Source organism: Borborobacter arsenicus, assembly GCF_003934165.1.
In the GTDB taxonomy this organism is placed as follows: Bacteria; Pseudomonadota; Alphaproteobacteria; order Rhizobiales; family Rhizobiaceae; genus Pseudaminobacter; species Pseudaminobacter arsenicus.
In genome coordinates this window covers 14,817-28,644 of the sequence record NZ_RKST01000028.1, presented here as the reverse complement: position 1 = coordinate 28,644, position 13,828 = coordinate 14,817, and the positions used below count along the sequence as shown (strand labels likewise).

Genomic DNA, 13,828 nt, shown 5'->3' with positions numbered 1-13,828 from the left:
TGCGGATGCCCCTCAGTGATAGCCGATCCCGTCAATATAGTCGCACAAGGCCTGCTCGTTGCGCAGCAATTCATCGAGCCGGTGCTTGACTACGTCGCCGATGCTCACCACGCCGACTACTGCCTTGCCATTCATGACCACCACATGGCGCGTGCGGCGCTTGGTCATGATTGCCATCACCACGGGCAGCCCGTCCAGTGCCGAGCAGGTCGCAACACGGCGGTTCATGACGTCGGCAACCAGCATCGAAGGAGCGGTAGCCCCAAATTCAGCCACCGCATTGCAGCAATCCCGTTCCGACAGTGTACCCAGATACTCTCCAGGCGATCGGCTAACGGCTACGAAGCCGATGTTCCTGTCCCGAAAAAGCCGCAGGACCTCCACGATCATCTTGTCTGGGGTAACCGAGATAACCCCAGCAGCTTTTGTGTTCAAAATTTCGCCGATAAGCATCTGAGTCTCGCTCCCGTTTGTGCCCTCCGGCTCCAGGCGGCTTCACGTCCGTCGAATATTGCGCCACCAGTTGTATCCCTGCTGTTTGCTGGTCTTGACGAGCACATTTTCCTGGGTGTTCAAGCAGGCGCTGACCACGGCGCCGCCGGCATTTGCCTTGCCCGGTTTGGCAAGCAGGTCATCACGCCCAACGACCAGGTCATGCGAGGAAAAACTCGAGAATTCATATTGCTGGCCAAGCGCAATCGCGTCCGCCGGGCAAGCATCCTCGCATAAGCCGCAAAAGAGGCATCGGGCCATGTCGATCTCGAATTTTGCCGGGCGCCGATTGCCCTTCTCATCCTCGTAGGGCACGACTTCGATGCAGTAGCAGGGGCAAATCCGGGCACAGAGCTCGCAGGCCACACACTTGATTTCGCCTTCTTCGTCGCGTTTCAGGAAGTGGTGTCCACGGTAGCGTGAATAGGGCAACCATTTTTCCTTGTCCGGGTACTGCATGGTCACGGATTTGGAGAACATGTAACTGAAGGTTAACGCCAAGGCGTTGCCGAGATCCGCGAAGAATGCCCAGCCGATCCATTTTCCGCTACTGTCTGTTACGCGTGACATCGCCGTCTCGCCATGGGAGTGGCCATGGCCTCTAAAGAAGGGCAACACCCGTCACAATTATGTTCGCGAGCGACAATGGAAGCAAGACTTTCCAACCGATCGTCATCAGTTGGTCGTAGCGGTAGCGCGGGAAAGTGAAGCGGAACCACATAAACAGATAGACGAAGAACGCAACCTTGAGCAGGAACCAAAGGAATGGCGGCAGTGGGATCAGGATGCCGTTCCAGCCGCCGAAGAACAGGACCACCGAAAGGACCGAGACCAGCAGCATGATGGCATATTCGCTGACCATGAAGAACGCAAAACGGATGCCGCTGTATTCGGTATGGAAGCCCGCTCCCAGGTCGCCTTCCGCTTCCGCCAGGTCAAAGGGAATGCGCTGGGCCTTAGCCAGTCCGGCCACGAAGAACACGAAGAACCCGATCGGCTGGTAGACAATGTTCCAGACATCGGCCTGCGCCCGCACGATGTCGAGCAGGCTCATGGATTGCGCCAGCATGACGACGCCGATGACAGCAAAGCCCATCGGAATTTCGTAGCTGATCATCTGGGCGCAGGTCCTGAGACTACCGAGGACCGCGTATTTGCTGTTGGCGGCCCAGCCGCCAAAGATGACGCCATAGACCTCTATTCCGATCACGGCAAAAACGAAAAGGAGCGCTACGTTCATGTTGGAGGCATAGAGCGTGATCTCCGTGCCTAGGACCGAAACGCTCTCCCCGAAAGGAATTGCGACAAACACCACGAATGGCGGGGCGAGTGCGAGGATTGGCGCCAGTTTGAACAGGAACCGATCGGCTTCGGCCGGGATATGGTCTTCCTTGGTCAAGAGCTTGATCCCGTCGGCCACCGGCTGCAGCAGCCCATGCCACCCCACGCGCATCGGCCCCATCCGCTGCTGGATGTGCCCCCCAATCTTGCGTTCCAGCCAAGTCAGCGGCAAGGGCAAGAGTAGCAGGATCGCAATCAGCAGCGCGACTTTGAAGACGATCAGACCAAGGGCGACGACGAGTTCCATGATCGGCAGCCACGCATTCAAGGGCGACGCAGTCGAACCCCGGCTTCGGCCAAAGTGCCAGGCGACTATCAGGCCACGCGGAATCTGCAGCCCGCGCTACTCCGGCGAACTTTCCCAATGGTATCACAACCTTGTTGGTGTGTCCCCGGTCGCTCGGCATGGTCCCTTGGGTGGCGCGGGCCGAGCGGTCTTTACTTCCGGTCCAACGAAGTCACGGGTGCCGGCCGCCTGCTGTGGGGGCAGTAGGCGCGGATAGCGCCAACAACATCGACGACCACGTCAAGTCCGTCGAATGTTTTCGGTAGGCGGATCGCCTGCTGCTTTCGGGAAACCAAGACATTGAGCGCGAGGTCATCCCGGCGAGAGTTCAGGCAGATCCCGACACCCAAAAATCCCTCTCTGTCGGACCATACTTTCGCCCGGTAGCGGAATGGCAGGCGCGGCGTTTGTAACAAACAGGCTCACAGGCGCCGATACCAATCCTCACCCAGCGCTAACCTGTCAGTATCCGGACGGCCCTCCCTCAAAGCCCAAGGCGGCAGACGTTGAGCGTAAACCCATCGCCTTGTAGGACCTCTGTTGACCATTGGGTCGGAATGTGAATTATCATAGCTTGTCTACTGGACCAACCAGCATATCAGTGAGCTTTCCGATGGTCGGTAACGCAATATTAGCCCAAGTCAGGCAAAGCCTGACGCGGCGGACAGCGCGCGACGTTATCGCCGACAAGCTGATGTCACTGATCGCGACGAACGTGCTTGCTCCGGGTGACGAACTGCCCAGCGAACGAGAACTGGCGAGTGCGCTCGACGTGAGCCGGGAAACGGTTCGCGGCGCGATACAAGTTCTTGCCGCACGCGGGATTGTGGAGGTGTCGCAAGGCAGCCGCACCCGCGTCCATTCCATCGACCTTACCCAGGTGCCGGTCACCATTGCGGCCCCCAGCGCGATCGACCGATACGATTTGGACTCGGTCCATGCTGCCCGCCTCCTTATCGAATTAAAGGTCGTCGGCGAGGCGGCCGAGCGCATTGACGAGGATGCGTTGGCAAGACTCGACAATTCCCTTGCCGCCCAGCAGATCGCAAACGCGGATCCCGTGCGGTTTCTGATCTGCGACCGTGAATTCCACGTGACGATCTACCGCGCGTGCGGGAATCCGCTCCTGGCCGACTTCGTCACTGATCTCTACACCTACATGATGGAGCATCGCCGATATTCCATGGCCCGGCCGGGGGCGATCGCCGCAAGCTACGCCGATCACGAGGAAATCGTGAAGGCCTTGAAGGCTCATGATCGCCAGGCGGTCGTCGCTGCGTTCAGGGAACATCTGGAACGTATTTACGTCACCACAAAGGAAATGATCGAGCCTAAGGATCCGCGGTTCGACTAGAGGACTGATCAATCAGGATGCGCCATCGGCTTCGGGTCGTGCGCCGCCATGGGGATAGTCGCTTCATGCATGTGCTAATTATCGGCGCCGCGGGGATGATCGGCCGCAAGTTGGTAGACCGGATAGCGGCAAAGGTCGATGCGCTCGGTTGTGAGATAGAACGGCTCACCCTTGTCGACATCGTGAAGCCGGTCACACCTGCCGCGCTTGCCGGAATCACGCAGGCGCATGCCATCGATTTCGCCGATGATGACACGGCCGCCCGTCTGATCGCCGAGCGGCCGGATCTTATTTTCCATCTCGCTGCGATCGTGTCAGGTGAAGCCGAAACCGATTTCGACAGGGGCTACCGGGTCAATCTGGACGGAACGCGTGCAGTCTTCGAGGCGATACGCCGGGAGAGCCACACAGCGTCTTACTGTCCGCGGCTAGTTTTTGCCTCGTCCATTGCCGTCTTTGGTGCACCTTTTCCCGAGCGGATCGGTGACGACTTCTTCACCACACCATTGACCAGCTATGGCACGCAGAAAGCGATCAGTGAGCTGTTGCTAGCTGACTACAGCCGCCGCGGCTTCTTTGATGGAATTGGCCTGCGCCTGCCGACGATCTGCATTCGCCCGGGTAAGCCAAACAAGGCTGCCTCCGGGTTCTTTTCCAACATCCTGCGCGAGCCGCTGGCCGGCCAGGAGGCGGTGCTTCCGGTCGATGAGAGCGTGCGACACTGGTTTGCAAGTCCACGGTCAGCCGTTGGCTTTTTCGTCCACGCTGCACGGCTTGATCTGGCCTCGCTCGGTCCGCGGCGCAATCTGACAATGCCAGGGCTTTCAGCGACGGTAGGAGAAGAAATCGCGGCGCTGGCGCGTGTGGCAGGCGAAAAGGCCGTGCGCCTCATTCGCCGGCAGCCGGACGCCGCGATCGCGCGGATCGTCGCCGGTTGGCCGACCAACTTCAACCCGCGGCGGGCGGTGGGCCTCGGCTTTGTTGCGGAAACCACCTTCGACGAGATCATCAAGGCACATGTCGATGCCGAACTCGGGAGTGGCATCTGACAAAGTGGCCTGCGGGAGGGGCTTACAGACAGACAAGAGCGAATGCTCCACCACCATGGACGGGGAGGAAGAAGGATGGCGTCAGTAGACTTCATAAATGTCAGGAAGTCGTTCGGCACGCACGCTGTTATCAAGGGGGTGAACGTCGAAATCACCGATGGCGAATTTGTCATCCTGGTCGGGCCTTCGGGCTGCGGAAAATCTACGCTGCTACGCATGCTCGCCGGCCTGGAAAACATCTCGGCCGGGGAAATCCGCATCGGGGACAAGATTGTCAACGGGCTGGCGCCGAAGGAACGGGACATTGCCATGGTGTTCCAAAATTATGCGCTGTATCCGCATATGACCGTCGCTGACAACATGGCCTTTTCACTGAAGTTGAAAGGGGCCAACAAGACCGCCATCGAAACCCTGGTGAAACCGGCCGCCGAAATTCTGGGGCTGAGCCACCTGCTTGAGCGCTATCCACGCCAACTGTCCGGGGGGCAGCGGCAGCGCGTCGCCATGGGGCGCGCCATCGTCCGCAATCCGCAGGTGTTTCTGTTCGACGAGCCGTTGTCGAACCTTGATGCCAAACTTCGCGTCGCCATGCGCGCTGAAATCAAGGAACTGCACCAGAGGCTGAACACCACGACAGTCTACGTCACCCACGACCAGATCGAGGCGATGACCATGGCCGACAAGATTGTCGTCATGAATGATGGCAGGGTCGAACAGATAGGCTCGCCGCTTGATCTATATGATCGCCCGGCCAATCTGTTCGTGGCTGGCTTCATCGGCTCGCCGGCCATGAACATGATCAAGGGCCGGCTCGATGCCGCCGATCCGCATCGTTTCATAACCGAGGGCGGAACCGTGCTACCGGTCGTCGCCGCCGTCGAAGCAGCCCAGGGCCGCGACCTTATCTATGGCCTTCGACCCGAAAGCATGCGCCTCGACGGCGCGGGGCTTCCTGTCAAGGTCGGCGTCGTTGAGCCCACCGGTGCGGAAACTCAAATGATCGCGAAGCTGGGGGGCTCGGATCTGGTCTGCGTTTTTCACGAGCGGGTAAGCGTCCGGCCGGGGGAGATCGTCAATGTTTCCATCAACGCCCAGGCCACGCATCTGTTTGATGCCGAAAGCGGTGTCCGCCTCTGACCGAACACGGCATGCATTGCGCCGGGTGGTGCATGTCCGCAACCAGGAGGAGCCCGGCAATGCCAATGGAGGAATACAGTGACGATCAACAGACGTGACCTTCTTGCCGCTTCCGCAGGCCTTGTGGCAGCTACCGGGCTGAGCGCACTCGGTACCAGACCAGCTTTTGCCCAGGCTGAGCCGACCTACACACCCGAGGCAGGCGCGAGCCTCAGGCTATTGCGCTGGGCGCCGTTCGTTCAGGGCGACGAGGATGCCTGGCTCGCCAATACCAAGAAATTCACCGAGGCAACGGGCGTCGAGGTCCGCGTCGACAAGGAAAGCTGGGAAGACATAAGGCCAAAAGCCGCCGTTGCTGCCAATGTCGGTTCGGGTCCAGACATGGTGCTGTGCTGGTTCGATGACGCCCACCAATACCCCGACAAGCTGGTCGATTTGACCGAGCTCGGCAACTATCTCGGTGGCAAGTATGGCGGCTGGTATGATGGCCTTAAGGGATATGCGACGCGCGACGACAAGTTCATTGCGATGCCGCTCGCGGCTATCGGCAACGCGATCTGCTACCGCGACAGTCACATGAAGGCTGCCGGTTTCAGCGAATTCCCCAAGGACACGGCCGGGTTCCTGGAACTCTGCAAGGCGCTGAAGGCCAAGGGCACGCCTGCCGGCTTCCCGCATGGCAAGGCTGTCGGCGATGGTAATAATTATGCCCACTGGCTGCTCTGGAGCCATGGCGGCATGATGGTCGACGAGAGCAGTAAGGTGGTCATCAACAGTCCCGAGACAATCGCCGCCATCAACTATGCCAAGGCCCTCTACGAAACGTTCATTCCCGGAACCGAGAGCTGGCTTGACATCAACAACAACCGCGCCTTTCTCGCCGGCCAGGTCTCGCTGACGGCAAACGGCGTATCCCTTTACTATGCTGCGAAGAAAGACCCCGCACTGGCGGAACTGACGGCGGATCTGCGCACGACCAATTTCCCCGTCGGACCGGTCGGCAAATCGGTCGAGCTGTGCCAGACGACCTCCGCAATTGTCTTCAGTCACACGAAATATCCCGAAGCGGCAAAAGCGTACTTGAAGTTCATGTATGAGGCCGAGCAGATGAACGCCTGGATCGGAGGATCCAGCGCCTATTGCTGCCAGGCGCTGAAAGCTTTCGCGTCCAACCCGGTCTGGACAGCTGATCCCCTCCACGCGCCTTATGCCCGCGCATCGGAAACCTTGCGCCCGAATGGCTATGCCGGACCGCTCGGCTACGCTTCGGCTGGCACGATGGCGGATTATGTCCTTGTTGACATGTTCGCTGCAGCCGTCACCGGGCAGATGACGCCGGAAGAGGCTGCCGAACAGGCCGAAAAGCGCGCCAACCGCTATTACAGCGTCTAGCGCGCCGAGCGTCCTTTCCGTCGCGCAATGGACGCGAGGGCAAATCGAGTTGGTGCATTTCGCTTGTTCGGACGAACCTGTCGCGAACGCGAAATGCATCAAGCCCATCCCTCTCGCTGCCCATATGGCGGCGGCAGGGGCCTTGAGGGAATGGCAGCTGAGGATGCGGACGATCGTCCGCATGGGCCTGTTTCGACCGGAGATTTCCGATGAGCACGACATCGATAATGAAGCGCCGATCTTTTGCCGGGCTGCTACAGAACAACACCGCGCTCGGCGTCATGTTCATGCTGCCTGCAGGTGTCTTTCTTCTGTGCTTCCTCACTTATCCACTCGGCCTTGGTGTCTGGTTGGGATTTACCGATACACGCATCGGTCGCGATGGCGTTTTTATCGGATTGGAAAACTACCGGCTATTGTTCGATGATTCCGTGTTCTGGTTGTCTGTATTCAATACAATTCTGTACACATCCGTTGCCTCAGTACTGAAGTTCGGCCTTGGGCTGTGGCTTGCGCTTATCCTGAACGAGAAGCTACCGCTCAAATCGTTCTTCAGGGCCATCGTCCTTTTGCCTTGGGTGGTTCCGACGGTCCTGTCGGCTCTGGCCTTCTGGTGGATTTTCGATTCCCAGTTCTCGATCCTCTCATGGTCGCTGATACAGCTCGGCCTGATCGATCAACCGATCAACTTCCTCGGGGATTCGAATAATGCCCGTGCTTCGGTGATTGCGGCCAATGTCTGGCGTGGCATTCCATTTGTGGCGATTTCCCTCCTTGCGGGGCTGCAAACCATCTCGCCCTCGCTCCAGGAAGCCGCGTCGCTGGACGGCGCCACAAGTTGGCAGCGCTTCCGCTATGTCACCTTGCCTATGCTCACGCCAATCATAGCCGTGGTCATGACCTTTTCCGTGCTGTTCACCTTCACCGATTTCCAGCTCATCTACGTCCTGACCAAGGGCGGACCGGTGAACGCAACCCATCTAATGGCGACGCTGTCTTTTCAGCGTGGCATTCCTGGCGGGCAACTGGGCGAGGGGGCGGCGATAGCTGTCGCGATGATCCCCTTCCTGCTCGCGTCCATCCTGTTCAGCTTCTTCGGCCTCCAGCGCCGGAAGTGGCAGCAGGGCGGGTCGGAATAGGATGTCTTTGGGGATCCGGATTCAGGAGTGAAAAGATGAACGTCTCGAGCCCCGCAAATGTTGCGCCGGTAACTGACAATGTCGAGGGCATGGGCTATGTCAGCAACCTGCCGCGGCGGATTGTGACGATCTATCTGCCGCTGGCGATTTTCGTCTTCGTGCTGCTGTTCCCATTCTACTGGATGACGATTACCGCGGTGAAGCCGAATTCGCAGCTGACCGACTATGAAAACTACAGTCCGTTCTGGGTTGTCGGCCCCACTCTCGACCATATCAAATACCTTCTCTTCGAAACCTCCTACCCAGGGTGGCTGGTTAACACCATGGTCGTGGCAGTCGGTGCGACAGTGCTGTCGCTCGCCGCATCGATATTTGCGGCCTACGCCATCGAGCGCGTCCGCTTCACAGGGTCCCGTCAAGTCGGTCTACTGATTTTCCTGGCCTATCTGGTGCCGCCCTCGATCCTGTTCATTCCACTGGCCTTCATCGTCTTCAAGTTTGGCATCTACGACTCCAAGCTGGCCTTGATTTTCACCTATCCCACGTTCCTGATTCCGTTCTGCACATGGCTGCTGATGGGATATTTCCGCTCAATTCCGTTTGAACTGGAAGAAAGCGCGCTGGTGGACGGCGCCTCACGCTGGCAGATACTGGTGAAAATCATTCTGCCACTGGCGGTTCCGGGGCTTATCTCAGCCGGCATATTCGCTTTCACACTTTCGTGGAACGAATTCATCTACGCGCTCACCTTCATCCAATCGTCGGAAAACAAGACCATCCCCGTTGGCGTCCTGACGGAGTTGGTGCGCGGCGACGTCTTTGAATGGGGATCACTAATGGCGGGCGCGCTGTTCGGCTCGCTTCCGGTCGTGATCCTCTATTCGTTCTTTGTCGATTATTACGTGTCGTCGATGACCGGCGCGGTGAAAGAATGATTTCGGCTCAGTCACAAATGCTGCAGGTAGTCACCAGGGGAGCCATCTGCGCAGACTCCGCTGCGCTCACATGCGGAGCAGCAGACGCTCGCCGTTCGGTAGAATGTGTGCGGACGTTCATGGATTAGCATCTCCATGATTGGCTGCAACAAATACGATAGAGGCTATTGCCGGCGAAGGGTGCTAGTCACAGTATCATAGACTGGATCTGCATCATTCTTCGATCCTTGCACCGAGGCTATTTTGGTTCGATTGCGGCCAGCAAGTTTGGCGTTGTAAAGTAGCCTGTCGGCTTGTTCGTAGAGCTCTGCGAACTCCGCATCGGCATTTGACGACGCATCCGTTATGCCCATGCTGGCAGTTACGAGTCGCCCGAGGGCTGGAACGGCATTGGCGACGATGGTGGGGATCGCCTGGCGCCGACGCTCCGCCTGAGCCTGGGCATCTTCTCCGCGCACAAGCAGCACGAATTCCTCTCCGCCGAGGCGGAACGCATGAACCTGCGGGTCCGCCTGGAGCGCTTCGGCTACGGCTTTCAGCACGGCGTCGCCGACCACGTGGCCGTGAACATCATTGATTGCCTTGAAGTGGTCCAAGTCGAGCACGGCAAGTGTGCGGTAGCCCTCGGCGCGGAACTTCTTGAAATTCTGCTCGATCGCCCGCCGGTTGAGCAATCCCGTCAGTGCGTCGCGTTCGGACAGGCGCTCAAGTACGTCAGCTTCGAAGCGCGCGTGGTCTCGCTGGCGCTTGATCGTCATAAAGCGGTCTGCCACGCCGAGTGTGGTGAACAGGACTTCGCATACGCAGCCCACATAGAACAGGGGCATGGCGTCATTGCTCTGCAACCAGGGAACCAAGCCCGTGACCAGGCGCACCAATCCGACCAAAATGATGGGGATATAGCCGACCGCCTGGAACTTGGCGGCCCGACTTCTGCGCCGCAGTGCGTCGGCAACTGACAATATGAAAATGACGAGCACGGGGGCAAAAGCCGCCGTGTATACGGTCGACTGGATCGAGCGCCCCACGAACGGAAATGCCGCGTGAGACGTGCTCAGAAACATCGCCCATGCGGCGCTAAAGAGCAGCGCCCGCCGCAGGAGCGGATGCAGGCGGTCGGGTTCGATGAAGCTGTGCGTGAACATCGACGCGGAAGCGACCGTAAGGCCGAAGATCACTGTCGTCATCCAGCTCAACGTCATTGCTGTCGGATCGAAGAGAACGACCGCAAGACCCGACGAGACCAGGATGGTCAACAGCAAGGAGATCGTGAGCAGGGAATGCCAAAGCACGAATGGCTCGCGCAGGATCCGGTAGAAGGCCGCATTGAAAATAAGCGGCATGGAAAGCATTCCGGCAAGGACAGCCAGGAGAAGCAGGGACCGCAGAAGGTCCGGGCCCAGAGCGATGTCAGACGGTGACAGATAGGCTCTCTCCAGCGTCATCTTGTGGCTCGGCAAATCGAACGCGACAACGACCTGCACCGTGTCTTGGGTTACACCCGGCAGAGAGGCCTTGAAATACCCGCCATGCAGAGCGCTGCGCAGTTCACCCGCCGATAAGGAGGTCTGGCGCATTGCGCCGTCTTGGTCGATCGTCAGCAGATGTACGGCCGCGAGCGCACTTCGCCTTGAAAAGAGATATTGGGGAAGGACATCGTGTGGACCGATTTCAAAACGCAGCAGCGTCCGCTCGCCCTCGAGCGAATAGATCCGATCTCCGCAGGTCCAGCGCCCGGGCAAGTGGACGACAGTGATCAAGTCGTCCGACAAACTGCCGGACGCCCAGCAGGAACTGCGAATGTCCATAGATTCAGCCGCGCCCAGGGGGGCGGCATCCAGTGATGCAAGCATTACGAAGCTCAGCACCGCCGTCACAAGCGCTTTTCGGAGATCATTCCAGAACATTGATTGACGCTACACGCCCAACATTGAGATGCGGTTACCGACCTCCAAATCAGTAGGCACTTCATGAATCAGACAAAGCTCAAGTCAGGAATTAAACTCAATACGTGCGGCGATCCGTCCACTCCGCCTATCGACGCCTGTTCCATCGTCGCCTTTGTTTTTTGGCTAGGCGCTTGTCCGTCTCACATTCCACCCCAGCTCCGTTTCAGACTGATGTTGGGGAGCTGTCGCGGCTTTCGCCCCGCCGGCTCGGATTGCGCGATGAGGGTCGCGGGTTTAACCGAAAGGTAGGCAGCCACAGGTCTCTTTGTCGCCACTGCATTGGCGATGGTCAGAACACTGTCGTAGAATTCGACACCCGTTGCGGATTTTGGCGGGCTGATCTCGTGCATGACGCTAATCATGATGACATTCGGACAATTGTCCTTGATTGCTTGGTGAAAGGCGATCTTTGCCTCCGGGTCGAGCGCGCCGGTGGCCTCGTCCAGGAACAGCAATCCAGGCTGGTGAAGCAGGATTCGAGCAAGGACAAGCTTCTGTTTCTGTCCGCCCGATAGAATCCGATCCCAGATACCACCTTCGCGAGCCTCGTGGTTGAGATGTTCGATCAACTCGCCGAGCCCGGCTTTGTGAAGCGCCGCCGCCACATGCGCATCCGAGTAAGTATCCCGACCGCAAGGCAGGCACACGAGTTGCTTCAGTGAAACTTGCGGCAGCTTTACATCTTGGGTGGCATAAAAGGATTTGACGCTTTCGGGTAGAACGATATTGCCGCGGCCATATGGCCAAAGCCCGTTGATTGCCTTGAGCAGACAGGTTTTACCGCAGCCCGCTTCGCCACGCACGAAAATCCATTCACCGCGGCGAAAGTGAAGATTTGACGCAACCAGGAATGGCATGACGTCGCTGCCTTGATGCATCAGTTCGAGGTTCTGAACAGTCAGCCCGAATACGGAGTGCTGAGTACGGTAACAGAACTCGCAATGGCCAGACAGTCGATAGAATTCCTTCGGCCGCTGCACGTTTTCGATCGCTTCCGCGAGATCCGCGACCCGCCTGGCATTGGCTTTCAGCGCTGAGATTTCGGGCATGACGTGGATGAACCAGGAGCACTGGGTGATCAGCGAGCCGACCAATTCGGCACCGGTTACATAGCCTTTCAACCCAATCTTGCCATGTATGTAGGGAATGAGCGCGGGCGTGTAGGCAACAATCCGCGCCGCGACAAAATTGTAAAACAGTTCGAATGACAAATAGCCCGCATGGATATTATTCAAGCGCGCCCAGGTTTCGTCGATATCGCGATAAAGCCGGTTATGAACTTCTTTGTGAACGCTTTCGCTACGCGATGCTGCCACATGGAAGCTGCGGCGCAAGAAGGTCGTCAATTCGCCGCGATAGCTGCCTTCCGCCTGCTGGATCTTGACGGTCAGTCTCTCCAAGAGGCCACCAAGCTTCATCGCAATATAGGTATTGATTGGGACATAGGCCGTAACAGCTGCAAATGCCAGCACGGCGCTGCCATAGTGGCCGAGAAATTCCAGCCCGTTTACCATCGTGGATGTTTCAAGTAGTTTTTGGCCGACAAAGAAAAGCGACATGACGACGCCCAGGATGCCCATGGCCAGGCCGATGGCGCCGCCAGTCAGTCCCTTGATCGACTCCTGGACGCGCTGGTCAATATTGTCGAGCGTCGGGAAGGCATCTGTCTCCGCCCGAGCGCCGTGCTGGAGATGAAAATGCGTATGATTGTTGTCAAGCAGCGCTTCGTTGAAACGGCCATTGAGCCAGCCTCGCCATTTGCGATGCAGTGTCGTGGAAAAAAGATGCCGGATGCCGATGAAGCCCGCATCCTTGAGCAGCACTAGAAGAAGAAGCGTGCCAGCGCCGGTGAGAAGTGACGCCAGGGGCGTCAAATTGGCCGGATCATGAAAGAACGCTATCGAGTTGACGAGTTCACCGGAGGCTTCGGCGATCCATACGCTTGCCTTGCTGGACATGGCGGTGAGCAGTCCGATTGCCAGCGTCAGTCCCCATGCTTCCTTCCAGCGGTCTGAAAACCAGTAGGCTCGCATCAGTCCCCAAAAGCGGCGCATCGAGGAAACCGGCGTAAGGGGCGGCGGCTTGGCATCGCGAAGCCATCCATCTGACAGATGCAGTCGAGGCCTGGGGACCCGAATCACCATCGTCACGTCCCAACGTCACGGTTGTCACAGAGTGTAACATGGTTTGATTGGCCTCAAATCGATTTATCTTGAGACTTCCCGAACCTAGATCAACCTTCGTTGTCTCTCGGACGGTAATGGCCGTTTGTCCAGGACAAGAAGGACCACTGTGAAACCGCGCTGCTCATGCTTGATCGAGAAGATAGGGCTGATTTATTCGCAGTGGCGCGGGAATGCCATGATGTCAGCGGACTCCATCACCCGGGACAAGGTACGTGCTTCCATTGCGGCATCGGCAAAGGCCCGTCGCGCCTCAGCAGGTGTGACGTGACCGCTTTTTGCTCCATACAATGCATCTTTTGCGATTTGCATAAATGGCCCGCTTCTTGTCGGCCACTTCTCGCTTTGCAAGCAGAGGCTGCTTCCAACGCCGTGCTCGCGATCCGAGATTACCCCGGCTTCCCGAAAGCAATTTTCACGGGCTGGTCGAATTCGATCCTTCGCATGTGGAAAAGAACATTGATCTTCCCGCAATGTTCCAAGGCCGCATGGTAGTCTCCTCTGTTGGGGACAGTCTACGCGGCTCGTATCCGGAGTTCCGGACGGATCGACAGAAACTGGTTCCTTAGCA

Annotated in this window: 12 protein-coding genes; 6 read left to right on the top strand and 6 right to left on the bottom strand. The window is 58.1% G+C overall.

The genetic code is table 11. The features are described 5' to 3' along the window. Positions 1-12: 12 nt before the first annotated feature. From EET67_RS21825 to nuoH, 3 genes are read right to left on the bottom strand one after another with little or no spacing between them, the layout of a single operon-like run. Complete coding sequence (locus EET67_RS21825) at positions 13-453, bottom strand: CBS domain-containing protein (RefSeq protein ID WP_128628337.1); 441 nt, start codon at positions 451-453, stop codon at positions 13-15. A 42-nt stretch (positions 454-495) separates the two neighbouring features. Continuing rightward, a complete protein-coding gene (locus EET67_RS21820; RefSeq protein ID WP_128628336.1) occupies positions 496-1,062 on the bottom strand; it encodes an NADH-quinone oxidoreductase subunit I in 567 nt (188 codons plus the stop codon). Between the two features lie 31 nt (positions 1,063-1,093). After that, entirely contained in the window at positions 1,094-2,080 is a 987-nt protein-coding gene (gene nuoH, locus EET67_RS21815; RefSeq protein WP_128628335.1) for an NADH-quinone oxidoreductase subunit NuoH, read from the bottom strand. 652 nt (positions 2,081-2,732) lie between these two features. Between nuoH and EET67_RS21810 the strand changes: the two genes are divergently transcribed. The 6 genes from EET67_RS21810 to EET67_RS21785 all read left to right on the top strand — a co-directional run bounded on the left by EET67_RS21810 (position 2,733) and on the right by EET67_RS21785 (position 9,125). Continuing rightward, the gene (locus EET67_RS21810; RefSeq protein WP_128628334.1) at positions 2,733-3,473 is read left to right on the top strand and encodes a FadR/GntR family transcriptional regulator; all 741 of its coding nucleotides are present in this window, start codon (positions 2,733-2,735) and stop codon (positions 3,471-3,473) included. A gap of 65 nt (positions 3,474-3,538) precedes the next feature. Then, on the top strand, positions 3,539-4,522 hold the full coding sequence (gene denD / locus EET67_RS21805) for a D-erythronate dehydrogenase (RefSeq protein ID WP_128628333.1): 984 nt from the start codon (positions 3,539-3,541) through the stop codon (positions 4,520-4,522). Between the two features lie 75 nt (positions 4,523-4,597). Next, positions 4,598-5,659 carry an ABC transporter ATP-binding protein gene (locus EET67_RS21800; protein WP_128628332.1) on the top strand — a complete coding sequence of 354 codons (1,062 nt, stop codon included), beginning with the start codon at positions 4,598-4,600 and terminating at the stop codon, positions 5,657-5,659. A gap of 78 nt (positions 5,660-5,737) precedes the next feature. Continuing rightward, positions 5,738-7,051 (top strand): ABC transporter substrate-binding protein, encoded by a 1,314-nt coding sequence (locus EET67_RS21795; protein ID WP_128628331.1) that lies wholly within the window; start codon positions 5,738-5,740, stop codon positions 7,049-7,051. Positions 7,052-7,260: 209 nt separating this feature from the next. Then, positions 7,261-8,190, top strand: coding sequence for a carbohydrate ABC transporter permease (locus tag EET67_RS21790; RefSeq protein WP_128628330.1), 930 nt, complete (start codon positions 7,261-7,263; stop codon positions 8,188-8,190). Positions 8,191-8,225: 35 nt separating this feature from the next. Continuing rightward, the gene (locus EET67_RS21785) at positions 8,226-9,125 is read left to right on the top strand and encodes a carbohydrate ABC transporter permease (protein ID WP_128628329.1); all 900 of its coding nucleotides are present in this window, start codon (positions 8,226-8,228) and stop codon (positions 9,123-9,125) included. 164 nt (positions 9,126-9,289) lie between these two features. Here EET67_RS21785 and EET67_RS21780 read toward each other — a convergent pair whose 3' ends face one another. From EET67_RS21780 to EET67_RS26660, 3 genes are all read right to left on the bottom strand, one after another. Next, a complete protein-coding gene (locus EET67_RS21780; RefSeq protein ID WP_128628328.1) occupies positions 9,290-11,032 on the bottom strand; it encodes a sensor domain-containing diguanylate cyclase in 1,743 nt (580 codons plus the stop codon). A gap of 182 nt (positions 11,033-11,214) precedes the next feature. Beyond that, positions 11,215-13,128 (bottom strand): ABC transporter ATP-binding protein/permease, encoded by a 1,914-nt coding sequence (locus EET67_RS21775; RefSeq protein ID WP_128628362.1) that lies wholly within the window; start codon positions 13,126-13,128, stop codon positions 11,215-11,217. A 282-nt stretch (positions 13,129-13,410) separates the two neighbouring features. Further along, positions 13,411-13,608 (bottom strand): DUF982 domain-containing protein, encoded by a 198-nt coding sequence (locus EET67_RS26660; RefSeq protein WP_425359540.1) that lies wholly within the window; start codon positions 13,606-13,608, stop codon positions 13,411-13,413. Between the last annotated feature and the right edge of the window lie 220 nt (positions 13,609-13,828).